Annotated in this window: 22 protein-coding genes, 1 tRNA gene, 4 pseudogenes and 1 riboswitch; of the genes and pseudogenes, 21 read left to right on the top strand and 6 right to left on the bottom strand. The window is 34.7% G+C overall.

Features of this window, described 5'->3' with window-relative positions:
• Position 1 precedes the first annotated feature (1 nt).
• Both ATZ99_RS04360 and ATZ99_RS04355 read left to right on the top strand, forming a co-directional pair.
• Positions 2-775 carry an ABC transporter ATP-binding protein gene (locus tag ATZ99_RS04360; RefSeq protein ID WP_068748023.1) on the top strand — a complete coding sequence of 258 codons (774 nt, stop codon included), beginning with the start codon at positions 2-4 and terminating at the stop codon, positions 773-775.
• On the top strand, positions 769-1473 hold the full coding sequence (locus ATZ99_RS04355; RefSeq protein ID WP_068748022.1) for an ABC transporter ATP-binding protein: 705 nt from the start codon (positions 769-771) through the stop codon (positions 1471-1473). Before ATZ99_RS04360 ends, ATZ99_RS04355 begins: the two co-directional genes overlap by 7 nt.
• Before the next feature lie 2 nt (positions 1474-1475).
• Here the strand turns inward: ATZ99_RS04355 and ATZ99_RS04350 are convergent, their stop codons facing one another.
• On the bottom strand, positions 1476-2168 hold the full coding sequence (locus tag ATZ99_RS04350; protein WP_068748021.1) for a L,D-transpeptidase family protein: 693 nt from the start codon (positions 2166-2168) through the stop codon (positions 1476-1478).
• 69 nt (positions 2169-2237) lie between these two features.
• Between ATZ99_RS04350 and ATZ99_RS04345 the strand changes: the two genes are divergently transcribed.
• The 3 genes from ATZ99_RS04345 (at position 2238) to ATZ99_RS04335 (ending at position 5125) form a co-directional block, all read left to right on the top strand.
• The gene (locus tag ATZ99_RS04345) at positions 2238-2906 is read left to right on the top strand and encodes a glycosyltransferase family 2 protein (protein ID WP_187694821.1); all 669 of its coding nucleotides are present in this window, start codon (positions 2238-2240) and stop codon (positions 2904-2906) included.
• A 66-nt stretch (positions 2907-2972) separates the two neighbouring features.
• On the top strand, positions 2973-3623 hold the full coding sequence (locus tag ATZ99_RS04340) for a lactate utilization protein (RefSeq protein WP_068748019.1): 651 nt from the start codon (positions 2973-2975) through the stop codon (positions 3621-3623).
• Between the two features lie 290 nt (positions 3624-3913).
• The gene (locus ATZ99_RS04335; RefSeq protein WP_068748018.1) at positions 3914-5125 is read left to right on the top strand and encodes an MFS transporter; all 1212 of its coding nucleotides are present in this window, start codon (positions 3914-3916) and stop codon (positions 5123-5125) included.
• A gap of 118 nt (positions 5126-5243) precedes the next feature.
• Here ATZ99_RS04335 and ATZ99_RS04330 read toward each other — a convergent pair whose 3' ends face one another.
• Together ATZ99_RS04330 and ATZ99_RS04325 are read right to left on the bottom strand one after the other, a co-directional pair.
• Positions 5244-6143: an IS3 family transposase gene (locus tag ATZ99_RS04330; protein WP_245641302.1), complete on the bottom strand. Its 900-nt coding sequence runs from the start codon at positions 6141-6143 to the stop codon at positions 5244-5246.
• A 2-nt stretch (positions 6144-6145) separates the two neighbouring features.
• Complete coding sequence (locus ATZ99_RS04325; RefSeq protein ID WP_068748017.1) at positions 6146-6829, bottom strand: helix-turn-helix domain-containing protein; 684 nt, start codon at positions 6827-6829, stop codon at positions 6146-6148.
• Between the two features lie 276 nt (positions 6830-7105).
• Here ATZ99_RS04325 and ATZ99_RS11595 point away from each other — a divergent pair.
• The 11 genes and pseudogenes from ATZ99_RS11595 to ATZ99_RS12295 all read left to right on the top strand — a co-directional run.
• Positions 7106-8144, top strand: a pseudogene (locus ATZ99_RS11595) (UPF0236 family transposase-like protein).
• 454 nt (positions 8145-8598) lie between these two features.
• Positions 8599-9528: a GntR family transcriptional regulator YhfZ gene (gene yhfZ, locus ATZ99_RS04310; RefSeq protein WP_068748014.1), complete on the top strand. Its 930-nt coding sequence runs from the start codon at positions 8599-8601 to the stop codon at positions 9526-9528.
• Between the two features lie 90 nt (positions 9529-9618).
• Entirely contained in the window at positions 9619-9993 is a 375-nt protein-coding gene (locus tag ATZ99_RS04305) for a PRD domain-containing protein (protein ID WP_068748013.1), read from the top strand.
• Positions 9990-10352, top strand: coding sequence for a DUF2620 family protein (locus ATZ99_RS04300; RefSeq protein ID WP_068748012.1), 363 nt, complete (start codon positions 9990-9992; stop codon positions 10350-10352). Before ATZ99_RS04305 ends, ATZ99_RS04300 begins: the two co-directional genes overlap by 4 nt.
• Before the next feature lie 17 nt (positions 10353-10369).
• Complete coding sequence (locus ATZ99_RS04295; protein ID WP_068748011.1) at positions 10370-11653, top strand: YhfT family protein; 1284 nt, start codon at positions 10370-10372, stop codon at positions 11651-11653.
• 54 nt (positions 11654-11707) lie between these two features.
• Complete coding sequence (locus ATZ99_RS04290) at positions 11708-12817, top strand: amidase (RefSeq protein WP_068748010.1); 1110 nt, start codon at positions 11708-11710, stop codon at positions 12815-12817.
• The gene (locus tag ATZ99_RS04285) at positions 12818-13717 is read left to right on the top strand and encodes a phosphotriesterase family protein (RefSeq protein ID WP_068748009.1); all 900 of its coding nucleotides are present in this window, start codon (positions 12818-12820) and stop codon (positions 13715-13717) included.
• Between the two features lie 3 nt (positions 13718-13720).
• Positions 13721-14812: an aminotransferase class V-fold PLP-dependent enzyme gene (locus ATZ99_RS04280; RefSeq protein ID WP_068748008.1), complete on the top strand. Its 1092-nt coding sequence runs from the start codon at positions 13721-13723 to the stop codon at positions 14810-14812.
• Between the two features lie 11 nt (positions 14813-14823).
• Positions 14824-16020, top strand: coding sequence for a YhfX family PLP-dependent enzyme (locus ATZ99_RS04275; protein WP_068748007.1), 1197 nt, complete (start codon positions 14824-14826; stop codon positions 16018-16020).
• Positions 16017-17219, top strand: coding sequence for a phosphopentomutase (locus ATZ99_RS04270; RefSeq protein WP_068748006.1), 1203 nt, complete (start codon positions 16017-16019; stop codon positions 17217-17219). The genes ATZ99_RS04275 and ATZ99_RS04270 overlap by 4 nt, the downstream gene beginning before the upstream one ends.
• Before the next feature lie 54 nt (positions 17220-17273).
• Positions 17274-17504: pseudogene (locus ATZ99_RS12295) on the top strand (adenine nucleotide alpha hydrolase family protein); the annotation flags it as partial.
• A 495-nt stretch (positions 17505-17999) separates the two neighbouring features.
• On the opposite strand, the gene ATZ99_RS04265 reads toward ATZ99_RS12295, so the two are convergent.
• Entirely contained in the window at positions 18000-18431 is a 432-nt protein-coding gene (locus ATZ99_RS04265) for a DDE-type integrase/transposase/recombinase (protein WP_068748005.1), read from the bottom strand.
• A 322-nt stretch (positions 18432-18753) separates the two neighbouring features.
• Between ATZ99_RS04265 and ATZ99_RS12375 the strand changes: the two are divergent.
• A pseudogene (locus ATZ99_RS12375) lies at positions 18754-19966 on the top strand (IS3 family transposase).
• A 65-nt stretch (positions 19967-20031) separates the two neighbouring features.
• On the opposite strand, the gene ATZ99_RS11820 reads toward ATZ99_RS12375, so the two are convergent.
• Complete coding sequence (locus ATZ99_RS11820) at positions 20032-20169, bottom strand: hypothetical protein (protein WP_157074707.1); 138 nt, start codon at positions 20167-20169, stop codon at positions 20032-20034.
• Positions 20170-20289: 120 nt separating this feature from the next.
• Here ATZ99_RS11820 and ATZ99_RS12290 point away from each other — a divergent pair, with 120 nt between their 5' ends.
• The 4 genes and pseudogenes from ATZ99_RS12290 to cobT all read left to right on the top strand — a co-directional run bounded on the left by ATZ99_RS12290 (position 20290) and on the right by cobT (position 22935).
• Entirely contained in the window at positions 20290-20568 is a 279-nt protein-coding gene (locus ATZ99_RS12290; protein ID WP_342669104.1) for a transposase, read from the top strand.
• A 206-nt stretch (positions 20569-20774) separates the two neighbouring features.
• A pseudogene (locus ATZ99_RS04250) lies at positions 20775-21029 on the top strand (hypothetical protein); the annotation flags it as partial.
• A gap of 282 nt (positions 21030-21311) precedes the next feature.
• Positions 21312-21399: transfer RNA gene (locus tag ATZ99_RS04245), tRNA-Leu, on the top strand.
• Positions 21400-21618: 219 nt separating this feature from the next.
• Positions 21619-21795: riboswitch (cobalamin riboswitch) on the top strand.
• An 87-nt stretch (positions 21796-21882) separates the two neighbouring features.
• Positions 21883-22935 (top strand): nicotinate-nucleotide--dimethylbenzimidazole phosphoribosyltransferase, encoded by a 1053-nt coding sequence (gene cobT, locus ATZ99_RS04240; RefSeq protein WP_068748035.1) that lies wholly within the window; start codon positions 21883-21885, stop codon positions 22933-22935.
• 1 nt (position 22936) lies between these two features.
• Here the strand turns inward: cobT and ATZ99_RS04235 are convergent, their stop codons facing one another.
• Positions 22937-25021, bottom strand: coding sequence for a PAS domain S-box protein (locus tag ATZ99_RS04235; RefSeq protein WP_068748001.1), 2085 nt, complete (start codon positions 25019-25021; stop codon positions 22937-22939).
• Positions 25022-25112: the final 91 nt, after the last annotated feature.

Here is a 25112-nt window from a genome sequence, read left to right as displayed (position 1 = left end):
AATGTATTTGCTTGAATTGGATAATATATCTAAAAGCTTTGGAGGAATAAGAGCCGTATCTGATTTGTCTTTTTACCTCAAAAAAGGTGAAATAGTTGGATTAATAGGCCCTAACGGAGCGGGTAAAACCACGGTTTTTAACCTGATAACCGGTGTTTATGGAATAGATTCTGGAAAAATAAAATTTAAAGGAGAATATATTCATAATTACAATCCTGTAAAAATTGTGAACAGGGGTATTGCAAGGACCTTCCAAAATATCAGACTGTTTAACCGGTTAAGTGTTTTAGACAATGTAAGAACCGTATTATATAAAAAAGCTGATTATAATCTATTTCATGCGATTTTGGGAATATCAAAGGTAAAAAAAGAAGAAGAAAAATTAAAAGAAATGGCTTATTCATATTTAGAGGATGTGGGATTAACAGTATATGCAAATTTTCAGGCTTCAGGACTCCCTTATGGTTTTCAAAGAAAACTGGAGATTGCAAGAGCCCTTGCTTTATCTCCCGAACTTCTACTTTTGGATGAACCCGCAGCGGGTATGAACCCGGAAGAATCGTTAGAACTTGTGGAATTAATTAATAAACTAAAAAACAAGTACAACCTTTCCATAATTTTAATAGAACATCATATGGATGTGGTTATGAACCTTTGTCCGAGAATTATAGTTATGAATTTTGGTTCCAAATTAATGGAAGGGACAAAAGATGAGGTGCAAAATGATCCCAGGGTTATAAAGGCTTATCTGGGAGAGGAGGACGAGGAATGTTAGAAGTAAGGGATATAAATGTTTATTATGGAAAAATTCATGCATTAAAAGGGGTAAGCTTAAGTGTAAAAAGAGGTGAAATAGTATCCATTGTAGGTGCAAACGGTGCTGGAAAATCGACGCTTATGATGACCATAGCCGGGATATTAAAACCTAAAAACGGTAAAATAATGTTTGAAAATAAGGAAATACCTCCTTTATCCCACAAAGTAGCGGAAATGGGTATAATCCTAGTGCCGGAAAGAAGACGATTGTTTGCAAATTTAACCGTAAAAGAAAACCTTTTATTAGGAGCCTTTTTGAGAAAAGATAAAGAAGAGATTAGAAGAGATATGGAATATATATATACACTTTTTCCTATTTTAAAACAGAGGGAAAGGCAATTTGCAGGGACTTTAAGTGGAGGAGAACAACAAATGTTAGCTCTCGGAAGGGGCCTAATGGCAAAACCGAGAATACTTCTTTTGGATGAACCATCTCTGGGACTTTCGCCCCTTTTTACAAAAGAAGTATTTTCTTCACTTGTCAAAATAAACATGGATGGGGTAACAATACTTCTTTCCGAGCAAAATGCCAATAAAGCTCTGCAAATTTCACATAAAGCTTATATTTTAGAGACCGGTAGGGTAGTATTAAGTGGAACGGGCATGGAACTTTTAGAAAATCAAAAGATTAGAGAGGCATATCTTGGGGTTAAATAGATTTACTCAAACTTTATTATACCCAGTTTCTCATAAGTTTTGGCGTCTACAATTCCTGTAGGCCTTAAGCCGTTTTTTATCTGAAAAGCTATTATCGAGGCTCTGGTTCCCTGCCCGTAAATACCGTCGAAACTTCCGCTGTAATAACCCAAATTATGAAGCCTTTTTTGCACTTCCCGGACATCGGAGCCTCGAGAGCCCTCCACTAAGGTTCTAAATCCAAAGGTAAAAGGTCCATCAATTCCGCCTACTATATAAACCTTTGTTCCTACTTTAACCATTGAATAGAGTTCTTCCACGTTTTTATTGTGCATCCTGATGCAGCCGTGAGAAGCAAAACCCCCTATGGAGGATGGACGATTGGTACCGTGGATACCGTAAATCCCCCACGGGACGTTAAGCCTCATCCATCGGGAGCCGAACCCTTCTCCCCATTTGGCTTTTTCGGTTATTTTGAATAAACCTATAGGAGTTGGAGTTTCAAAGCTTCCTACGGCTACTCTGTAAGATTTATAAATCTTACCATCCACGAGAACGTACAATCTTCTTTCTAAAGTAGAAATTAAAATACTTACTTCACCTTTGGGCTGTTTTATTTGTGTATAAAAATCCCCGCCATAAACCAGATGACCAGGATTAGCATAAAAAATAACAAAAAAAATAATTATAATAGCGAGCAAATTTTTTTTGTACAAAAAATCCACCTCCGATTATATTTTTCCACGAGGAGAATTATAAATTCATCTAAAATGAAGGTGGAAAGAATGAGGCTTAGCGTGGTAATCCCGGCATATAACGAGGAAAATAATATTCAATTTTTATTAAGATCATTAAAAAAAATTATAGAAATAGAAGAAATTATTGTAGTAAATGATGGTTCCGGAGACAGAACGGGTGAATTAGCGGAAAAAGAAGGAGTAAAAGTTATACATCTGAAAAAAAATTACGGGAAAGGTTATGCCTGTTTTGAGGGTTTTAAAGAGTCGCGGGGAGAAGTAGTATTATTCTTAGATGCGGATATTAAATTTAAAAAGGAAGATATTTTAGCACTGATTACTCCCATATTCAATAATGAAGCGGACATGACGGTGGCGGGGTTTAATAAATTTTCCGGGGAAACAAAAGGTGGGTTTGGGATAGTTAAAAATTTTGCTCGAATTGGACTTTTCCTTTTTACAGGAAGATATTTTCATTTTCCACTTTCGGGGCAAAGGGCGGTAAAAAGGGTATTTTTAAAAGACTGCAAATTTTTTTCCCGGGGATACGGTATGGAGGTAGGGCTTACCATTGAAGTAGTTAAAAAGGGAGGAAGGGTTAAAGAGGTTTTAACAAATATGCAGCACGAGGGAACAAAAAGGAATTTAAAAGGTTTTTTACACCGGGTAAAGCAGCTTTTGGATATTATTGTTGCTTTTGCCCAAAAAATGATTTAATTTAGCCGTATTTGTTGTAAAATTAATTGACAGGAGCCCATTTAAAATGAACGGGAGGTGTTGTATATGACTTCTTCTAAGGAAATATTAAATTGGGCTTATGAGAAAAATTGCCAAAAAGCGGTGGAATCTTTAAAGAAAAACGGTTTTACCGCCGTATACTGCACGACAAGAAAAGAGGCTGTAGATTACATAATAAATCAAGCAAAAGAAGCCTCCACCATAGGTTTTGGGGGCTCAATGACGCTGGTGGAACTAAATGTGGCTGAAGTTTTAAAGGAAATGGGGAAGGAACTTTTAAATCATAACGCACCTAACCTTTCTTCTGAAGAAAAAATGGCCATAAGACGCCGTCAGCTCACCTGTGACCTTTTTTTGACAAGCACCAATGCTCTTACTTTAACCGGTAATCTCGTCAATATCGACGGTACGGGAAACCGCGCGGCATCCATGTTTTTCGGCCCCCGAAAGATTATAATAATAGCGGGCAGAAATAAAATAGTCGGTAGCATAGAAGAAGGTTTAAACAGGATAAAAATGTATGCTGCACCAGCCAATGCAAGACGCCTTAATCTGTCCACTCCATGCGCCAGTACCGGCTTTTGTGCGGACTGCAATTCTCCCGAGCGCATTTGCCGCATAACAACTATATTGGAAAGGAAACCGTTATTGACCGACATTCACGTTTTGGTTGTAAACGAGGACCTCGGCTTTTAAAGCTTTCATGCCTTCCGGTAACTCCTCCTTCTGTATCGCAAAAGCATTTAAGAAACATTAATCTTAGTCATTTAAAAATAAAATACAATTCACAAAAACACTATTTGTTATATTAACTACTAAATCTTTGACATAGACCAAACATAAAAAAATAATAGCAGGGAAGAATTTTTTGTTTTATAATTAAATTAATAGCAAATCTTTTTTTTAAGGGGAAGTACCATGGCGCTGATTTGATGTACACCAAAACCAGCAGGTTTTGAAGGCCTCCTGCAGGAGGTCTTTTTAGCATGCAATTTCTCGGAGGTGTACATCAAATGAATAGAAGAAACTATTTTTTAATGTGCGCTGTAGTATTTCTCCAGGGATTCGTGTTTTACGGTCCCATAGCCACTTTATACAGGCAGGCTAAGGGACTTTCGATGTATGATATATTTTTCATTGAATCAGTTTCTCTAATTTTAATGATTGCATTGGAAATACCGTGGGGATGGTTTGCAGACAGGTTTGGTTACAAGTTGACCCTGGCTATTTCAAACTTTTTATTCTTCCTATCAAAAATAGTTTTTTACAGGGCAGATTCCTTTAGCTTATTTTTACTGGAGAGGATTATTCTTGCCTTATCAATAGCCGGAATTTCGGGATGTGATATTGCGCTACTTTATGCATCCATTGAAAAAAAGGAGTCGGAAAGATATTTCGGGATATACGAAGCCGTTTCGACTCTTGGATTTTTTCTTGCATCACTGGCTTCTACAGCTGTAGTCGGGGTTTCAATGGAATTTGCCGCTAAGCTTACGATTTTCCCTTATGGGTTTGCATGGATATTAACATTGTTTCTTCAGGAGACAGGGGGCAGGATCGAAAAAAAACCTTTTCTTTTAACCAGCCTCAAAAATGCGTTTAATAATGGGAGAATGTTATTGTTCATCATAGCTGTGGCACTGGTTACACAGGTCAGCCATTCCACGACGATCTTCTTGAATCAGGTTCAGTATATGAAAAGCGGCATTAACCTCAGGTATTACGGGATAATTATGGCGGGGGTGCAACTGCTGCCGGTTTTTTCTGCAAAAACTTACACTATCACCGGGAAACTGGGTCAGAGTTTATCTATGAAATTGTTTTTCGGCGTCATTTCAACTGCTTGTTTTATACTGTCCCGTACGAAAAACCCTGCCTTTAGCGTTTTATTCATCGCTCTTATAGGAACGTGCTATGCTCTATCCCGACCCATATTTCTGGATATACAAAACAAATCCATAATCACAGATAGCAGAGCTACCCTTTTATCGATTTACTCTATGATCATCAATATAATATGCGCAGTTGTAAACCTGATAATAGGAAAGGCTGCAGATATTTCCATAGAGACGGCTTTTACCGCGTGCGGTATTGCTGCGACGGTGGCATTTATTTTAATCAACGTTTATTTTAACTTTCCTATTGGGAAGGTCCCTTCCGGGGAAAGGGGAATCCAAGATGGTAATTCTTTAATCTGATGCCTTTCTACAAACGGGAGGAAAAACCCCTCCACTTTGAACTGCCCCCTGTCAAGTAGACAGTGGAAATAATTAAAATTCTACGCAAAGCACCAATCAAAAATGGTTGGTGCTTTATTTATGCCGCAATACCTGAAAGATAATTGCGGTATTCAATCGGCGTCATGCATTTTAAGCGTTTCTGGTATCTTCTCGTATTGTAGTAATCTATATATTCTTCAATGGCTTTCTTCAAACTATCATAGTCTTCAAATTTATGTTCAAATTTATGTAAGTAATACATCTCCGATTTCAGGATTCCCCAAAATCCCTCCATAGGGCCATTATCTATGCAGCAACCTACCCTTGACATGCTCTGTGTCATCCCTGCCTTATCCAGTTTTGCATTAAAGATTTTACTGGTATATTGGAAGCCTCGATCACTATGAAAAATAGGTTTTGCATCAGGATATCTGGCAACTGCTAAATCAAAAGTCTCAAACACAAGCGCATTATTGTTCGAACGGCCAACGACGTAAGATACTATACTTCTATCTCCAAGATCAAGGATGGCACTCAGATATGCTTTCTGTCCATCACCATATTTAAATTCTGTTACATCTGTAAGCCATTTCTCACATATATGTTCTGCCTTGAAATCCCTGTTAAGTATATTCTCAGCAATAACTTCAGGAGTTGATTTTATGTAGTTATATCTATTTTTCCTGCATACTGATTTTAGGCCAATTATATTCATCAGCCGATAAATTCGTTTATGATTAACTTTAAGATTGTATTCACGGCGAAGCTTGATGGTTATTTGCCTGTAACCTAATATGCCATCTCTTTCCTCATATGCTTCCCTGATAAGAATAAGCAATTTCTCGTTTTCAAGTTCATTTTGGCTCTTTTCCCTATGTCTCCACTTGTAGTAAGCAGATCTGCTAACTCCTGAGATTTTACATAGAGCTGAAACAGGGTAGTGTTTATGTTCGGATAACATTTGAATGGCCTGGTATATTTCTTCATGCTTAACCAGGCTTAATACCGCCTCCTTTCTATCTCCTCGAGTTTTTTTAAGAAATCTATCTCCATTTGTTGCCTGTAGTTTTTTGATTCAAGCAATTTATTCTGCGCTTTCAGTTTTTCCATTTCAGACATTTCACTTTCATTTTTTCTTTTACCACGTCTATCCTGCAGGGCTTCAACACCGCCGTTTTCATATTTACTTACCCATGTATAAACCTGTTGATAAGACACCTGATATTTCTGAGCAGTTTCAGCGTAATTATTCTGATGTTCAATACAATATTTAACTATTTCAACTCTTTCATCATAAGTGGTTTTTCTACCATTAGTCATTATAGGCGTTCCTCCTGTTCCAGAAGTTTTCAGTTCCTTATGACTATTATACTTCAAAACCCACTCATGAAGCATTCTTTTTGAACGTATCCCATATTTTACACATATATCTAACTGAGAGCTAGTACCCGCAAGATAGTCTTTTACAGCCATTTCTTTTAATTCCGCAGAGTAATAAGAGTTCTTTGAGGTAGTGATTATACCTTCAATACCTAAGGATTGATAATTACAAATCCATTGTCTCAAAGATTTAGGATTAATCCCAATCAAAGTGGCAACATGGTTAATCGATTCTTTTCCTTCTATGCACATTAGAACGTATTTTAATTTCTCGTCTGTTGAAAATTTACTTTTTCTTCCCATAAAAATATGCCCCTCCTTATGTTAAACAGTTTTATTATTTTAACTGTCTACCACAAGGGGAGCATATCATTCGGAGGGTTTTTTACACTTTATATATTCTAACAATTCTCAGTTATTATATAAAAAAACCTAAAAATAATTGACGTACTCCAGAGAAGAGATAGTGTAAAATATTTTTAGGTCGAAAAGGAGGAAAAGCAGAAAAAATGTAGAAAAAAGACCTCACCATCCTACCAAAGGATGAGTTAAAAAACTCAACAGGAAGGTGAGGTCTTTATGGAAATAATTCTATGCATACTCAAAACATTCCTGCTTTGTGCAGAAAAAATTTTTGGTTTACTTACAGGGAAATATACTTTATCTGAATTTGAGATTGAACTTGAAAAATTACTGAAAGATTTAGGAAAGGAAATATGCAGGATAGTATTGCAAGAACTTGATGAAAAAATATATAAAGACAAAAAAGAGAGGGAAAATTGGAGAGTAGTCCAGAAGAACTGCGAAAGGACTATAACGATGAAATTTGGGATGTAACATACAAAAGGCGTTATTACGAAGATAAAAAAACAGGGGAAAAAGCTTATCTTGCAGATAGAGCTGCTGTTATACAAAAATATGAGAGGATAGATGTGGCATTAAAAGCTGAGATAACGGATTTATCGACAATGATGTCATATGAAAAAAGCACCCGGGAAATAAAAAGTAATTTGGGGTAAAGTATTTACCCAATGCCATATATGTGTTAGACCTTTATCATTTACAAAAGTATATAACAACTGCTTTGAAGGATGACAAAAAAATGAAGAAGGCATTATGGAAAGAAATATTTAAAGGTGACAAAGAGAAAGTAACAGGGATATTAATCCAGAAATACAATGAATACGAAGGAGAAGGGGATAAAAATCTTGTAAGGAAATGCATAGATTACATAAAAAACAATTGGGAAGGGATATATTCGTACAATTTATACAAAGGAGAAATAACAGGATGTAGCGCAGAAAGCCATGTAAGCCATGTATTGTCTGAAAGGTTATCGAGAGGGCCATTATCGTGGAGTAAGATAGGTGCCCATAAGATGGCGCAATTAAGGGCGGTAAAAGCAAGCGGCATATCGATTAAGGAAATGATAATAAAGCAGCGATTTGAAGATTTAAAGCCTGTAGAATTGCCCAGGACTACTCTATACAAGGCAAAACAGCAGATAAAAAAGATAAATGAAAAATATGGGACTATACGAGATTTACCAATTCTATTAAACAAGAAGACATTTACAAGTATGACAATAAAGTCATTATTACAGCAAATTAATATTTAATAGAGAAGGCTAAGAAGGTAAAACAAAAGAGGGATATTACAACCATTATATGGTAATATATGGAAATATTTTATGTTACAACAATTCATATAAAAAATTTTTTTCCTTCATCTAATGGGAAGATGGTGAGTTTTTAAAAAACCTAAAAATACTTGACGCGATCAAGGTTGATTCCGAGCTTTTCAAAGCTCTCACGAATTGAATATCTTTAATATTAATACTATTTAACTCATCATATATTGAGAGTTTGCCTGCATTAGGGGAACGGAAAATAGAATGTTTATCGGCATAAATAGAGGTAAGGAAACCAGTCAAAGTGACATTTTAACAGAGAAATTTTAATATGACATTATCACAGAAATACAACACAAAATTTTTAAAATATATTGACACCGGTAAGTAAAAATGTTATATTTGAAACGTACAAAAAATTGTATATTGTCCGGGTGATTAAATGATTAGGGATCTACTAACCAAAAATGGGATTGCAGTAATGATGTTAGCACGAGAAATGCTTTCTTTAAAATGTGGAGATAGAATTGAAACAATAGGAGAATATGCTAAAAAATTTGATCTCGGGCGTGGCACAATCCAAACTGCTTTAAAGTATTTAGAAGATAACAAAGCTATTCAATTGGAACCTCGAGGTCACTTAGGGACTTATATAACTGATATTGATTATAAAAAATTATGGGAGTTTGCGGGGCTTAATATTATTTCTGGCGTAATGCCACTTCCATATTCGAGAAGATATGAAGGATTAGCGACAGGTTTATATAAAGCGTTTGAAAAAGGGAAAATACCTTTTAATATGGCATATATGAGAGGAAGCGAAAGAAGATTAGAAGCATTATTGAATGGAAAATATGATTTTGCAATAATGTCTATGTTAGCGGCAAAATTATATATTGAGTCTGGAAAAAATATAAATATAATAATTGATTTTGGCCCTAATACGAATGTAAGTACTCATCGTATAATTTTTTCAAATACTGCGAAAAATTCGATTGAGGATGGGATGAAAATTGCTATAGATCCCACCTCAATAGACCAATTTATATTGACTTACTATGAATGCGAAGGTAAAGATGTAGAGTTTATAGAATTGCCTTATAATCAAATTATACCTTATATAATGGAAGGTAAGATAGATGCGGCTGTATGGAACTATGATGAAATAGTTGACAGAGGACTGCCTATTAAAAGTGAACCACTTAAAAACAAGAAATCGAAAAAAATTAGTGAAGATAATACCCGTGCTGCTTTAGTAGTTAAAAGAGATAATTGGGGTATTGATAAAATAATAAATAGAATTGTTGATAAAGAAGAAGTTGTAAAGATTCAGGAACAAGTATTATTGAATAAATTATTTCCAGAATATTGATTTATAATTATTAATTTAGTATTTTTTGAAAAATATAGAAGATATATATATTACAATACAAAATACTGTATAATGTTTGGAGGGTTTTAAGTGAAGGATAATGTTGTAAATAGAATAGATTTGTTAGTACAAGGTAGTGTGATCGATTTTGATACTGGAGAAGCTATCAAAAAAATTGATAAGGAATTAATAGTAAATCATAAAATTTGTACTGAGGATGAACACTATGAGATGTTTATTACTCATTTAGCAATGTCTGTAAAAAGATTAAAAGAGGGAGAAAAGTTAGAGCTTACAATAGATGAGGAACTTTTTAACGAAGTTAAAAATTGTCCTAATTATTATAGAGCACTTGATATTTTACAAAATATAGAAAATATAATTGAAATAAAATTACCCGAATCAGAAAAAAGATTTGTGTTATTACATTTGTGTAATCTTTTAGAAAGGGGTAAAAGTACATGATAAGATTCGTTGTAGGTGGAGCTGTTGATAAACAAAAAGTTGCTCAAAAGATAAAGGAAATAGGAGGTGATAAAGTAAGTGTTGAAATAAAATCGGATATTGAGGCTGCAATGGCTGTGAAAAATGGAAAGGCAGATTACTATGTTGGTGCTTGTGCAACAGGAGGTGGTGGTGCTTTAGCTATGGCAATGGCTATATTAACAGCTCAAAAATGTGCAACTATCTCTATGCCTGGGAAACCACCACATGAAGCCGACGTTAAAAAAGCAGTAGTTGAAGGAAAAGTAGCGTTTGGATTTACTAATGACCATATTGAAAAGGCGGTACCTTACATTGTAAACGCAATTTTAGAAAAATAGGGATTGGAGGATAAAAAATGAAGATAGTATTAATTGCTTTAATTGGTGCTTTGGCAGCAATTCTTGCGAATAGTGGTATTGCTGTATTTAATGATGGGCTAAGACCTATAATGCCTGAATATCTAGAAGGTAGAATGAAAAAAGCAGAATTTGCTGCAATGAGTTTTGCTTTATCTTTTGGACTCGTAATCGGTTTTGGAATACCAATTTCAATTGGTGCTACCATATTACTTGTTCATAGTATTTTACTCGGGACAGATATTATAGGAACATGGTCACCAAAAGGTAAAATAGGATATGCTGTTGCTGGAACAATAGGAGCTCTGTGGGGAATAGGACTATTGGTAGGATTACAATGGATTGTTAATGTATTCAAAAAATTACCTGTTAATGTTTTCAATTCAATGGGACAAATAGGTACACCTGTAATATTTGCTTTTGCAGCATTTCCTGCATTAGCAGTTGCATACCAATATGGTGTTAAAAATGGGCTTATTACTTTAACAATATCGGCATTAGTTAGAACTGTAGTAGCAAGATTTTCTCCAATAGTTATTGGAACAAGCAAAATAGCTTTGAATCCAGAAGGTATGGCATTAGTTACTGGAATGATAGTTTTACTTATCTATGCTATGAGAGAAAAGAGAGAAGAAAATTCAACAAATGTTGCTGCTTTATTTACTGAAAGAGTAGACAGGATAAAAAAGAATGTTTGGGTACTTGCTATAATGGGTGCTCTTGTAGCGGCAGCCACGTCTTTGCATATTTTAGCAGGCGATCCAATTTCTCTATCATTGGTTTCTAAAGGTAATTATACAGATGCTGCTTTAGTTGCATTAGCGAGAGCAATTGGTTTTGTACCTTTAGTCGCAACTACTGCTATTGCCACCGGTGTATATGGTCCTGTTGGGATGACTTTTATATTCGCAGCGGCTTTGTTTGCGAACAATATACTGCTTGCAGCAATACTAGGATTTGTAATAATTTTTGCAGAAGTTTACCTGCTGGGAGGTATAGCGGGATTTTTGGATAAATTCCCAGGGATTAAAAAGTCTTCAGATAACATTAGAACAGCGATGGGACAATTATTGGAAGTGTCATTGTTAGTTGGCGGTGCGAATGCGTCTAATATGGTGTTGCCTGGATTAGGGATATTTATTTTAATCGGGTTATACCTTTTAAATGAAATTGCAGGAAGACCTATTGTGAGAATGGCAGTTGGACCCATTGCAGCAATATTAGTTGGTATTCTTGCTAACATATTGGCGGTTTTTGGACTGTATGTTCCACCGGTTAAATAAAGAGGGGAATTCCCCCTCTTCCATATAATAAATTTATTAGGGTGAATGTTATATATGAATGATAAAATAGTTATGCAAAAAATAAATGAGATGGCAAGACTCGCATATGCGATAAATATAGCACGTGATAATTTAGGTTATTCTGTTAGATATATTAATTATATGGCAATAAAAAAAGCTGTAGAAGCGTTAAAAGTATATGATAAATTATACTTTTATGGAATAAAAAATACATCACAAATTAAACGCGAATATTTGCAAAAATTATCTAATGTTGGAAATTATATATGGCTTACAGTTGATGAGATGTCAAAAGGCGGTAGAGCAATTGATATTGAGAGAATAAACCCTGTTACTGGCAGGCCGATGACGGGCTCTACAAGCGCTGGTTGTATCAATGTGTTATTAGGAATAAATGATTTTGCTATTGGCACTGATGGTGGGGGTTCTGTGTTGGGGCCTGCGATGTCTTGTAATTTGTATTCTATCATGGCAAAAGGATTAGGCCTTGAAGGTAAAAAATTAAAAAAATCAACAGATGCTATAAATTTCTTACCTGGTATTGGAATAATTTCAAAGGATTTATTCGTATGTAAAGATGTGTTGTGTAACCTAATAGATTTGGATGATATAATAGATTTTCGCAATTTAAAAGTTGGAATTCCACGAAAAGGCGATATAAACCTTCCGATTATTGGTGACGTCCGTGAAGATTTATATGATGTTGAAAGAGTTTTATCAAAAGAGGGTGTTCCAGTAATTGATATTGATTTGAAGGATGTATTGAAAAGAGAAGATGCTATATATAAGCTTAATAAAGCTTTTGAAGAGGTAGATGTAGTGATAACAAAAGAAGGACCTATTGATATTTTTGGTTTAGGGGATTCGGTTTTAGGTACTATGGGATATGTCGGAAGTTATATTCAAAATAGTTCAGGAAAATATTTAATAAAAGTTGCTAACATGGTAAATACTACAGCTCTTACAATACCATCAGCGAATTTAGGTGTAGGGATTTTAATAATGGCGAAACAAGGAAATAAATATGGTATATGTGCTATTAAGCTGGCAGAGATAGTTGATAGCAATATTAGTCATCCAAAACTATTTTATGAATATTTTAACACTAAAGAATATGATGATATTTTATTTGAGGTGAATTAAATGATTTTAGATAATAATACTGGTTTTAAAGATATAGGTTATACTCTTATACATGAACATTTGACTATTGATTTATCAAGAATCAAAGAAGATGATGATGCCAAACTTGATGATGTAGATAGCTTAATTGAAGATTTAAAAGAACTCAAAAAAAGTGGCATAGATACTATCGTTGATGTTACAAACATAGGTATGGGTCGAGATATTGAAAGAATCAAGTATATTTCTGATATTTCAAATATGAATGTGATTTTATCTACTGGATTTTATAAAGAACCTTTTTTGCCGGAAATAGTTTATAAGAGTTCTGTTAAAGAATTGGCTAATATATTTATTGATGAAATTATTAAAGGAATCGATGGTACAAATTATAAAGCATCTGTGATAGGCGAGATTGGCACAAGTAAAGAAGAAATAAAAGTAGTAGAAAGAAAAATTTTTGAAGCTGCTGCGATTGCACATAATGAAACAGGAGTACCTATAATAACTCATACAACGTTAGGTCTTCTAGGATTAGAACAAATTAAAATTTTTAAAAATATGAAAGTAAATTTAGAAAATGTAGTTATAGGGCATATTGATTTAAACATTGATATGGATTATTATTTAACTTTACTTGATAATGGATGTTATCTTGCTTTTGACACAATTGGTAAAACTAATTATCAACCAGATGAGTTAAGAGCAATATCTATAAAGAAACTTATTGACAAAGGATTTATTAACAAAATTCTCCTTTCATTGGATATTTCAAGGAAATCTTATCTAAAAAATTATGGTGGTTTTGGCCATTCATATATAGTAGAAAAATTTATTCCTCTTTTAAAAAACAATGGGTTAACAGAAGAAGATATAAAGACTATATTATACAAAAATCCATTGGACTTGATTGGAGGATAAAAAATGATTACGTATCCTATTAAACAGATTAGCCTAGAGGAAGCAATTAATTTGCAGTTTAAATTGGTAGATATAATCCAATCAGTTTTTCGAGGACATGAATTACTCGAAGCTGGTGATTATGGTGTATCATTAGAACTTGGACGACCTAAAACCACCGCGAAAGTTGAGAAGGTTCTTGCTAAATTTTTTGATGCAGAAGACTCTGCTTTAGTGAGAGGTGCTGGGACGGGGGCTATGAGACTCGTTTTTAATAGCTTATTAAAACCTCTTAATACATTACTTGTGCATGACGCACCTGTATATCCTACAACACAAAACCTTATGGATATGATGGGCCTTAAGCTTTTAAAAGTAAACATGAATAATTTAGATTCATTTGATATATTAAAAAATACAAAAGTTGATGCTGTGTTAATACAACATTCAAGACAAAAACCTGATGACAGTTATGAACTTGAAAAAGTAATAAAAGTTATTAAATCTATAACTAATGTTCCTATTATTACTGATGAAAATTATGTAGTTATGAAAGCTCCATATATAGGTGTTCAGTTGGGAGCAGATGTTTCAGTATTTTCTATGTTTAAATTGTTGGCACCGGAAGGAATTGGATGTGTAGTAGGCAAAAAATATATTATAGACGAAATTCGAAAATTAACTTATTCAGGTGGGAGCCAAGTGCAAGGACCTGAGGCAATGGAAGCTTTAAGGTCACTTGTATATACGCCTGTTTCATTAGCTATCCAAGCAATGCAGGTTGATGAAATAGTAAATAGGCTTAACACTGGAGAAATAAAAGGGGTAAAAAAGGCATATGTAGCAAATGCGCAATCAAGAGTTGTATTAGTAAAATTTGAAAAACCAATTGCGGCAAAAGTATTAAAGTACGCTGAAGAGATGGGAGCAGTGCCTTATCCTGTAGGTTCTGAATCAAGATATGAAATTGGTGCTATGTTTTACAGAGTTTCAGGAACTTTTATTGAAAATAATCCAGATATAAAAAATTATGTAATTCGCATTAATCCAATGAGAGCAGGTGCTGATACTGTTATTAGAATTTTAAAAGAAGCTGTAAAAAAGAGTTTGACTTAGGAGATGAGGCAATGTTTCTTAATATGGTTATTGAAAGAAATCCACAACTTATTATAGAAGTTACCAAATTACACAGAGACGGTGTTATTGAACCAAATACTTATGTGCTAGATGTTGATAGTATTTATGAGAATGCAAGATTAATTAAAGAAACTGCTGATAAATATAATATTAGCTTATATTATATGACAAAACAGTTTGGAAGAAATCCTATTATTTCAAAAATCATTGAAAAGGCGGGAATTGATAAAGCAGTAGCTGTAGATTTTGATGAGGCAAGGGTATTGTTTGATAATGGTCTTAAAATAGGGCATATAGGACATTTAGTACAAGTCCCAAAAAATGATATTAAATTATCTTTACTCATGAAACCAGAAGTTATAACATGTTTTTCATATGAAAAAGCAAAAGAAATATCAGATAACGCAAAAGAGCTTGGAATTACGCAAGATATATTATTAAGAGTAATAGATGAAAATGATGTAATATATCCGGGTCAAGAAGGAGGTATATTTCGTGGAAAGTTAAAAGAAACAGTTCATCATATATTAAAATTGAAGAATATAAAAATTGCTGGTATTACATCCTTTCCATGTTTGCTTTATGATTATGAGAAGAAAGAAATTACACCAACGCACAATATATATACACTCTTAAAAGCAAAAGAAATATTGAATGAAATGGGGCTTGAAATCTGGCAAGTAAATGGGCCCAGTGCTACATGCTGTAATTCAATACCGCTTTTAAATAAGTATGGTATTACTCATGGAGAGCCGGGGCATGCTTTATTGGGGACGACTCCTTTACATGCATATACAAAACAGCCTGAAAAGCCAGCTATAGTATATGTGTCAGAAATATCTCATGTAAATAATGGGAAAGCTTATTGCTATGGTGGTGGATTTTATCCGAGGTCAAATGTTAAATATGCGTTAGTATCAAATAATCCTGAAGATATTTTAGATAGATTATTTGATGTTGAAGAATTACCACCGGAATCAATAGACTATTATGGAAGTATACTTTTAAACAATAGAAAGGTTAACGTAGGGGACACTGTAATATATTCATTTAGAACACAAATATTTGTAACAAGAGCAAAAGTAGCTCTTCTTGAAGGGCTATCTTCAGGTAAACCAAAATTAACGTATATATTTGATTCAAAAGGTAATCTTTTAAAGGATTTAAGAAAGAAGGATAATAAATGAGAGCCTTAATTCTTGTAATAGATAGTCTTGGGGTTGGTGAAATGGCTGATGTCCCTGAGGTACGTCCGCAAGATATAGGAGCAAATACTTTAAAACATGTTTCTGAATATAATGATAATTACAGTTTAAATAATTTAGAATTAATGGGAGCAGGCCTTATAGTTGAGAGTAAAAATATAAAAAAAGTAAGCAATCCTATTGCAAGCTATGGGTGTTCAAATTTAGAACATGAAGGAGCAGATACTTTTCAAGGGCATCAAGAGATTGTTGGTTCAAAGCCTAGAAAAGCTTTGGTACAGCCTTTTAAAGAGTGTATAGACAAAGTAAAAACTGAGTTAGAGAAAGCAGGATTTGATGTTACTATACCAAATTCTAAACACCCATTTTTATTGGTAAATGGTGTTGTAACAATAGCAGACAATATTGAAGCTGATATAGGTTTAAACTACAATGTTACTGCTCCTTTGGATTATATTTCATTTGAAGAAGAATTGAAAATCGGACAAATAGTAAGAGATAACGTTAACGTTGGAAGAGTTATCGTATTGGGAGGAAAAGGGATCACAATAAATGATATATTAAATGCGGCAGAAGAAAAATCGAATAATATCGTTGGTATAAACTGTACAAAAGCTGGTGTGTATAATAAAGGTTATATGGTGAGACATCTTGGATATGGAATAGACCCAAATGTCCAAGTGACAACTATTTTGAAGAAACATAGTTTTGATGTATCTCTTATTGGAAAGGCTGCAGATGTTATAAACTGTGATGGTGCAGATTATAATCCATGTGTTGATACAGAAACTGTATTAAGTATATTATTGAATAAGTTAGACAGTATATCTAATGGTTTAATAATGGCAAATGTACAAGAAACAGACCTTGCAGGGCATTCACAGGATGTAGAAAAATACGCCGAAAAATTAAAACTTGTAGATGATTATATACCTAAAATTATTGATAAAATGAAAGGGGATGATATTTTATTTATAACTGGTGATCACGGTAATGACCCCACTATAGGGCAAAATCATCACACAAGAGAAAAAGCGCTTCTATTGGTTTACGGTAAAAAATTAAGACCGGTAAAATTAGGGGAAAGAAAGACTTTATCAGATATAGGAGCTACTATAGCAGATTATTTTGATGTTGAAAAACCAAAAAATGGAGAGAGCTTTTTGAATATGATGAAATAAGGAGATGTTCTATCTCCTTTTTCTATATTATTTCACTTGAAGGGAGAAGTCCATATGAGAATAATAGTTCCAATAAAGCAAGTACCTGAGAAGAGTAATGTAAAAATGGATCCTATAACAGGGATAATGATAAGAGAAGAAATCGAAAAACAGCGATAAGGTTAAAAGAAAAATAAGGAGAGGAAATAATTGTTATATCGATGGGTCCCGAAAAAGCAATAGAGGCAATAAAAAGAAGCAATTAAAATGGGATGCAATGATGGGATACTTTTATTAGATAAAAAGGAAGTGTAAATAATTTTTAGTATTTCGGAATCGCATAAGTTTAGAATCGCCACCTTTCATTATAGTTATTGAACTCGGTTGAGTAAACCAGACAATTGTAAATCGTTAACACAGTAAAGATGACTGGATGAAGCCTTTTTTTCATTATTCGTTAACGGTAACCGAAAGTGGGTGTACACCTATTCAATTCTGAGATAATAGACTAAGTAAAAGAGTTATTACAACGCCTGCTCCACTGAGAGAAAATAAGATATTTATATGGGGAAAAGGGATAGGAACAAGTTGTTTACAATCATATATTGTCTCCCAATGTACTGGCCCCCGATTATTTGGACTTAAACGACTAACACTCCCCGACTCGCATTATTTTTTAAAATTTCTTCGTAGAATTTTCTTGGCGTCATATAGCCCAGTGAGGATGGGGCCTTATAGTATTGTATTCCATCATAAAATTATCAAGTCCTTTTATAAACGAGCCATATCCTGCAAAGTCATTTAGCATGACAACTCTTCCTTCAATGTCCTGAAAAATCGCTCTATGTTAGGATTTCTCTCCGGGGATCTTACGGGTATTCGCTCGTGTAATATCCCCTGACGTTTGCAAAAATCATGAAATTCCTTGGATTTAAACTGAGGGCCATTGTCTGTTCGGATTGTGAGATTTCCTTGAATATTCCTTGTTACCATGGATTTTAAAACTGTTTTTACAACATCATGGCCTGTTATAGAAAAACCCGCTTTATAACCCATTATTTCCAAGGTGTATGTATCTATTATACCAAGAACGAAAACAATCTTGGGGAAGAGGGTTATATATGTGATATCCATTTGCCAATGAGTATTAGGTGCATTTACTGCAACTTTTTTGAAGGCTATTGGACATTCCGTAGGCTTATTATGCTTTTCTATTGGCAAGAGAAGATCCATTTCCTTACATGCCTGTATACTTTCTTCTTGTTAATCTTTATACCAAAATTAAATCTCAATAGAACCGTAAGTTTCTTGTATCCATACCTTGGATATTCTTCGGCGAGGTCAAAAAGTATTGTCTTTATTGCTTCGTCAGTTATAATTTTGCCATTTTTTGTCTTTGAAAAGCCGGGAATAAGGCTTCCTCGGCTTATACTACATTTTTCTTCATGAGGTTTGTAAAAGAATGTACTTTTAGGAATACCTGCTATTTAGCCCCCTAATAACTTTGGACAATTAGACCAAATATGATAAACTAAAATTCAAGGGGGTTAAATAGATGCCAGGTAAAAAATATGAACCAGAATTTAAACAAAAAATTATTAAAGAAGCTTTAGAAACCGGTAATTGCTCTATCGTTGGAAGAAAGCATAATATTTCTTCCAGTATAGTTGCAAGATGGGTCAGAGAATATAAACGAAATAATGAGCCTGCTGGGATAAATAAAAACCAATTAATAAATTACGAGCCTACAAATATTAAAAACCTCGAAAAAGAAAATGAAAGCCTTAAAAAATTATTAGGAGAAAAAGATTTAGAAATAGCTATTCTACGTGATCTTTTAAAAAAACCCGCCCACATGGATAAATGCCGGATATAAAGCAAATTTAGTTTTAAAAATATTAAGGATTAGCCGTTCAACATATTACTACAATAAATCCTATAAAAAAGAAATCAAAAACAATAAAGGTGGTAGACCTTACCCCGGTTACTCTTTTAATAAAGAAGGAAAACGTATATGCGATGAACAAATAAAAGAATGGCTATGTGAATTAATTGAAAGTGAAGGAGAATTTTACGGTTATATAAAACTAACAGTTTGTCTGAGGAAAAAATACAACCTTTATATAAACAAGAAGAAAGTATACCGTCTTTGTAAAGAATTAGATATATTACGTCCTCAAAGGCAAAAGAAAATAAAACATCCAAGGAAAATAGCGCGAAATCGTGTAATTACTGCTCCCAACCAATTATGGGAGATAGATGTTAAATATGGTTATATTGCCGGTGAAGATAGATTCTTTTTTATTGCACCGATAATAGATGTATATGACAGTTCTATAGTTGATTGCCATATTGGCCTTTCCTGCAGTGCTTTAGATATTGCTATTACATTAAAAAGTGCATTATTTAAAAGGGCAATATACGATAATGAAGAAAAAACACTCATTTTACGTTCTGATAATGGACCTCAGTTTATTAGCAGCCTATTTGAAGAAACCTGCAACAACTTGAAAATAGAACATGAAAGAATACCTTTCAAAACACCCAATAAAAATGCTCATATAGAATCTTTTAATAATATTCTTGAGCATGAATGCTTAGCATGTAATGAATTTGAAACATACGTAGAAGGCTATAAGGCCGTGTCGGAATTTATTAAATTTTATAATGAAGTCAGAATACATTCCGGTATAAATTATCTTAGCCCAAATGAATTTTATCTAAAGACTCTATTGAATTTGATAGATCCTGTAGAAGTAAGAGTTTAATACAAATTTAAAGATTTTATATAAAAAATGAACTTTTTAAAGTCAAATTGTCCAAAATTAAGGGGTTAAGCCGTTTCCACCTTCATCATGATATTTCTCGTTATGAATATTTCACCGCCGATGCTGGCTTCGATAGCACTCAAACCTGATTCAGATTCAGAAGGTGTCCCTTTGTGTCCTAAAAATCCCGGTTTAAAGTTCAAATACGATGGATTTTGTAAGTCCAGAAATCGGATTAAATGGGTATGTCCTTTGACTAAACGAGGAAAAAGAGGTTACATCTGCACTTGCCCCGATCCCTGCACTAATTCCAAAAGTGCCGAATGGTATACACTTATTCCGAGGACAACTACCGTAGAAATACCCCTATTCCGAGAAATTCAAAGTTGTGGGAAAAAATTTATTCGCAACGTATTGCTGTGGAACAGTCAATTTCTAGATTAAAACTTCCATTAATGCTCGGTCGTCTTACTGTGATTGATTTTCGAAGTGCTTATTGTGAGCTTGTTTTAGCTGCAATTGCTCAGAATGTGGTGACTTTAGTCGCATTAAGAGCGAAAAAACATGACAAGGTAAGGTCACTTCGGTGGCTTGTTGCTTAAAGTTGCAATCAAGCTTAGGGGGTGTTTTTTGCCTTTTCAATCGAGCTTTTAAACTAGAACAAAATATATTCCATAATTTGTTAAATTTGAGTCCAGCCAGGTATAAGGACTTTTTTATTTTTTTACTGTGAGCATAGTTTTGCAAGCACCTAGAGAAATTTTATCATTTTGTGCGTTTTAGTCCAATTCTCTTAAGGGGCCAGCAAGACCGTTCAAGCTACAAATGGGGAAGGTATTACAAAAAAAGGACAGCGGTGGAAAGAGTAAACAGCAGATTAGATGAATCTTTTGGATTTGAGAAACACTACATCAGAGGGAAAAAGAAAATGGAAATAAAATGCGGTATAGCCCTATGTATAATGCTTGCGATGGCCTTAGGAAGGATAAAAGAAAAACAAGCAGAAGAAATGCGTAGCCTGATAAAGCCGGTTCAAAGAAAAAAGGAGCCGGATGCCGCATAAAATAAGCAATTATGACTATAAAAAGCAATAAAAAGAATATCAAAGAAGCCACAAAAAAGTGGTTTAGTTTAGTATTGTCTTTTTTTGGTTAGAAAAATATGGAAATAAAAAACAGGTTGCATTTTGGCTTCAAAAAATTCTTTTTGTTATTTCAATAGAGGGAAAATATTGCAATAAATAAGTGATAAAAATTAAAAAAATGCTACAAAGCAAAAAGCTCTGCATAATTTACTATTGAATAATAAAAAATCTTGTGGTATTATATTTATTGCATCAGGATGTGCCGAAGTGGTGGAATTGGCAGACGCGCTGGACTCAAAATCCAGTGGGCCCAAAACCCGTGCGGGTTCGACTCCCGCCTTCGGCACCATTTTATTTAGATATAAACTTCTCCAAAGGGGGAAGTTTATTTTTTTACACAGGGGTTGTATAATGGAAAAGAAAAAAATTATTTCTTAATTTACAATATCATGCAAAAAGAGTTGAGATATATAATCATTTTTATGTAAGATATAATCAGGTATTCTTTATTATTATGATAAATAAGAAATTGATTATTTTGTAAAGTATTTTATAATATAATTAAGTGAATATTTTTAGCTTTCAGGTGCCCCAAAAAAGGGGAGAATAGGGAATCGGGTGAAAATCCCGGGCGGTCCCGCCACTGTAACGGGGATTTCCTTTACAAATTTGCCACTGGGAAACCGGGAAGGCGTAAGGGAAGGTGAACCGAAGCCAGGAGACCTGCCTGAAGAGCTTGAATCCTCGGGATGATGGTAAAGTCCCTGAGTTGTGTATTTACACGCAGCTTGGGGACTTTTTATTTTATAAAAATTTAAAGGAGGGACTTTTTATGGAGATTTTAAAAAAAGCCATGGAAGGTATTGGCGTGCTGGATGAGGTGTCAATGAAAAGGGCTCAGGAAAGGCTTGACAGCCTGACAAAACCCAGGGGCAGTCTGGGAGTCTTGGAAGAACTGGCGGTAAAGGTGGCGGGTATAAAAAAAGATGTATTTCCCCGGATAAATAACAAGGTTGTGGTAGTAATGGCCGGGGATCATGGTGTAGTGGAAGAAGGAGTAAGCGCTTTTCCCCAGGAAGTAACACCGCAGATGATTTTAAATTTCCTCTCCGGTGGTGCGGCAATAAATGTGCTTTCCCGTCACGAAGGGGCGAAAATAGTATGCGTGGATGTAGGGACAGCTGCGGATATTAACCATCCTGCTTTATTAGTAAAAAAAGTAAAAAAGGGCACCGACAATATGACAAAAGGGCCGGCCATGAGCAGGGAAGAAGCCATAAAGGCAATTGAGGTGGGTATTGAAACCGCCTGGGAAGTGATAGATAAGGGAGCCGAGCTTATTGCAACGGGCGATATGGGAATAGGAAATACAACGCCGAGCAGTGCTATTTTGGCGGTATATGCCGATGAACCGATCGAAAATTTGGTGGGAAGGGGAACCGGAGTAGATGATGAAAGGTTATTAAAGAAAATAAATGCGGTGAAAAAAGCTATAAAAGTAAACAAGCCCGACCCCGGTGATCCGGTTGACGTATTGTCAAAGGTGGGCGGTTTAGAGATTGGCGCTATTGCGGGTTGTATTATTGGGGCGGCTTCCAGAAGGGTTCCTGTTATTATAGATGGGTTTATTTCTACCGCAGGGGCGTTGATAGCATCAAAAATCGAGCCTAAAACGGTATACTTTATGATCCCATCTCACGTTTCGCAGGAACCCGGGCATAAAGTTATGCTGAAACTTTTAGGGCTTGAACCCATGCTCCATATGAATATGCGCCTCGGAGAAGGCACCGGGGCCGTACTGGCAATGAACCTGGTAGATGCCGCTTTAAAAATAATTAAAGAAATGGCAACCTTTGAGGAAGCGGGAGTATCAAAAGAGTTATAATTTACATATTGTTTATGTGATCCACATCCTTTTGACATGCAACGCAATTTTTCCCTTTTTCTTTTGCCCTGTACATCAGGTCATCCGCTCTTTTTATCAAACTATCGATTGTATCGCCCTCCAAAAAACCTGCAACCCCAAAGCTTGCGGTGACTTTTTCGGGGCAGGGGAGAGTGATTCTGGATATATTCTCCCTCAATGTTTCTGCTAAAATAGTGGCTTTTTCTACCGGCGTGCTGGGGAGAAAGATGATAAATTCCTCACCACCCCAGCGCGCTAAAGTATCAGCCTTCCTGATTCTTTCTTTTATAGTTTTTACTACATATTTTAAGGCTAAGTCACCCGTATTGTGGCCGCAACGGTCATTGATCTTTTTAAAATTATCAATATCGAGCAAAATAATAGAAAAATTTCCCCCATAACGTTTAACCCTTTCAATCTCTTCTTCCAGTTTCTTTAAAAGAAATCTCCGGTTAAAAGCTCCTGTCAAATCATCCGTATAGGATAATCTGCGAAGTCTAATTGCCTGTCTTCTAATTTTTTCCTCAAGAATTTTTCTATCGGTTATATCATCAAGAATAATCAGGGCCCCTGTAACTTTATTGCTCTCAATATGGGGTTTTATATGAACCCTTGCCCAGAAATCCTTCCCCCATATGGATTTATAAAATACTTCAAAAATTATAGTTTTATTATTTTCTAAGCATTCTTTTAGTTTTGTCGAGAATCCGTATCCCACAAGGTGGGGGAAAGTAAGCAAATTTATTTTTCTGGTTTCCTCTTCTGAAGGTGACCCCAAAATTTCCAATACTTTTTTATTGACGTAAATTATATTCCCGTCTTTGTCGCATCTTAAAATACCTACGGGGGCATGTTCAGCCAATTCAAAATACATCCTCCACATGTTCTCGATTTCAATCTGAGATTTTTTCTTTTCGGTAATATCTCTAACAATGCCAACCGCATGCCATTTTTCATTTAATTTTATAGGTGAAAGGGTAAGTTCTATATATATTGTCTCGCCATATTTGTTTTTTGCCATTAGTTCCAGTGGATTTCTCAAAAAGCTTAGGTCTCCTTTTTGCCTGAAATAATTCATATAGTCAACGAATGAGTTCTCTATTTTTTCGTAGCAAGGAACAATTAATTTATGAACATCTTCATTTATAATTTCTTTTTCCGAATACCCAAAGATTCTTTCTGCTGCAGGATTCCAGAAAACGACTTTTCCCTCATCGTTTATTACTGTAATAGCATCAAAGGCGGAATCGGTCAGCAATTTTATTATGTAGTCCTTTTCCGCAAGCTTTTTTTCGAAGACTTTTTGATAGGTAAGATCTTGTACATTAGCAACGCATAATTTCTTTCCGAGGTAATCCAGCACGTTCAGTTCTACCTGCACAGGATAAGTAGTTTTATCCTTTCGAAGATGATAGGTTTTAAAAGCTACCGAGGTTTCCTTTTTATCGCATAATTTCTGGATTAATTCTCTGATAGGACTTTCAAGGATTTCCGGCGCTATATCGCGAGGAGAAAGATTTTTTATTTCTTCTTCGGAATACCCTAAGTTTTCCCGGGCATTTTTATTTGCGGTTATAAATTTATTGTTCTGTAAATCCGTGATTAAAAGCTCATTGGGAGAATTTTCAAAAATATGTTTAAACATACTGGCAAGGTTATTGACACTGTATAGCTTCAATGCCATTTCAATAGCGGAAATAATTGCCTCATTGCTTACCTTTTTTTCTAAGTAACCATATGCCGTTGTTTCCTTTATTCTATTTATTACTTCCGGGGAAGTTTTGGCGGTCAAAAATATTATGGGAATATCCTTTTTTTGAAGGATCTTTTTTGCTACTTCAATTCCGTCCATTTCGTCTCCAAGTTCTATATCCATCAAAATCAGGTCGGGTGAAAAGGTATAAAAAGCCATATCGATGGCTTCAAAAGAATTGGACGCGGTCCGGACCTCATACCCATTTGCTGTAAGAAGATCCGACATCATTACCCTTAAAAGACGGCTGTCATCCACGACAAGTATTTTTATCCTTTCAGAATCTAAAGTTCTATTCTCAGATATTCCCATTTGTGTGCCCCCTCAAAAAATGATAAAAATTTGGCTTTTTATCAGTATTATACCATTTAGGGTTTTATGTGTTATAAGGTATTTATCAAGT

The organism is Thermovenabulum gondwanense (genome assembly GCF_001601575.1).
Taxonomy (GTDB): domain Bacteria; phylum Bacillota; class Thermosediminibacteria; order Thermosediminibacterales; family Thermosediminibacteraceae; genus Thermovenabulum; species Thermovenabulum gondwanense.
This window is presented reverse-complemented; position numbering and strand designations above follow the sequence as displayed.

Bases quoted from the DNA above. Each gene is read 5' to 3' on its own strand.
- ATZ99_RS04300 (WP_068748012.1), top strand. From the start codon at position 9,990: ATGATAAGATTCGTTGTAGGTGGAGCTGTTGATAAACAAAAAGTTGCT.
- ATZ99_RS04285 (WP_068748009.1), top strand. From the start codon at position 12,818: ATGATTTTAGATAATAATACTGGTTTTAAAGATATAGGTTATACTCTT.
- cobT (WP_068748035.1), top strand. From the start codon at position 21,883: ATGGAGATTTTAAAAAAAGCCATGGAAGGTATTGGCGTGCTGGATGAG.
- ATZ99_RS04275 (WP_068748007.1), top strand. From the start codon at position 14,824: ATGTTTCTTAATATGGTTATTGAAAGAAATCCACAACTTATTATAGAA.
- ATZ99_RS04265 (WP_068748005.1), bottom strand. From the start codon at position 18,431: ATGGATCTTCTCTTGCCAATAGAAAAGCATAATAAGCCTACGGAATGT.
- ATZ99_RS04290 (WP_068748010.1), top strand. From the start codon at position 11,708: ATGAATGATAAAATAGTTATGCAAAAAATAAATGAGATGGCAAGACTC.
- ATZ99_RS04235 (WP_068748001.1), bottom strand. From the start codon at position 25,021: ATGGGAATATCTGAGAATAGAACTTTAGATTCTGAAAGGATAAAAATA.
- ATZ99_RS04295 (WP_068748011.1), top strand. From the start codon at position 10,370: ATGAAGATAGTATTAATTGCTTTAATTGGTGCTTTGGCAGCAATTCTT.
- ATZ99_RS12290 (WP_342669104.1), top strand. From the start codon at position 20,290: ATGGTATACACTTATTCCGAGGACAACTACCGTAGAAATACCCCTATT.
- ATZ99_RS04360 (WP_068748023.1), top strand. From the start codon at position 2: ATGTATTTGCTTGAATTGGATAATATATCTAAAAGCTTTGGAGGAATA.
- ATZ99_RS04345 (WP_187694821.1), top strand. From the start codon at position 2,238: ATGAGGCTTAGCGTGGTAATCCCGGCATATAACGAGGAAAATAATATT.
- ATZ99_RS04340 (WP_068748019.1), top strand. From the start codon at position 2,973: ATGACTTCTTCTAAGGAAATATTAAATTGGGCTTATGAGAAAAATTGC.
- ATZ99_RS04280 (WP_068748008.1), top strand. From the start codon at position 13,721: ATGATTACGTATCCTATTAAACAGATTAGCCTAGAGGAAGCAATTAAT.
- ATZ99_RS04325 (WP_068748017.1), bottom strand. From the start codon at position 6,829: ATGGGAAGAAAAAGTAAATTTTCAACAGACGAGAAATTAAAATACGTT.
- ATZ99_RS04355 (WP_068748022.1), top strand. From the start codon at position 769: ATGTTAGAAGTAAGGGATATAAATGTTTATTATGGAAAAATTCATGCA.
- ATZ99_RS04335 (WP_068748018.1), top strand. From the start codon at position 3,914: ATGCAATTTCTCGGAGGTGTACATCAAATGAATAGAAGAAACTATTTT.
- yhfZ (WP_068748014.1), top strand. From the start codon at position 8,599: ATGATTAGGGATCTACTAACCAAAAATGGGATTGCAGTAATGATGTTA.
- ATZ99_RS04270 (WP_068748006.1), top strand. From the start codon at position 16,017: ATGAGAGCCTTAATTCTTGTAATAGATAGTCTTGGGGTTGGTGAAATG.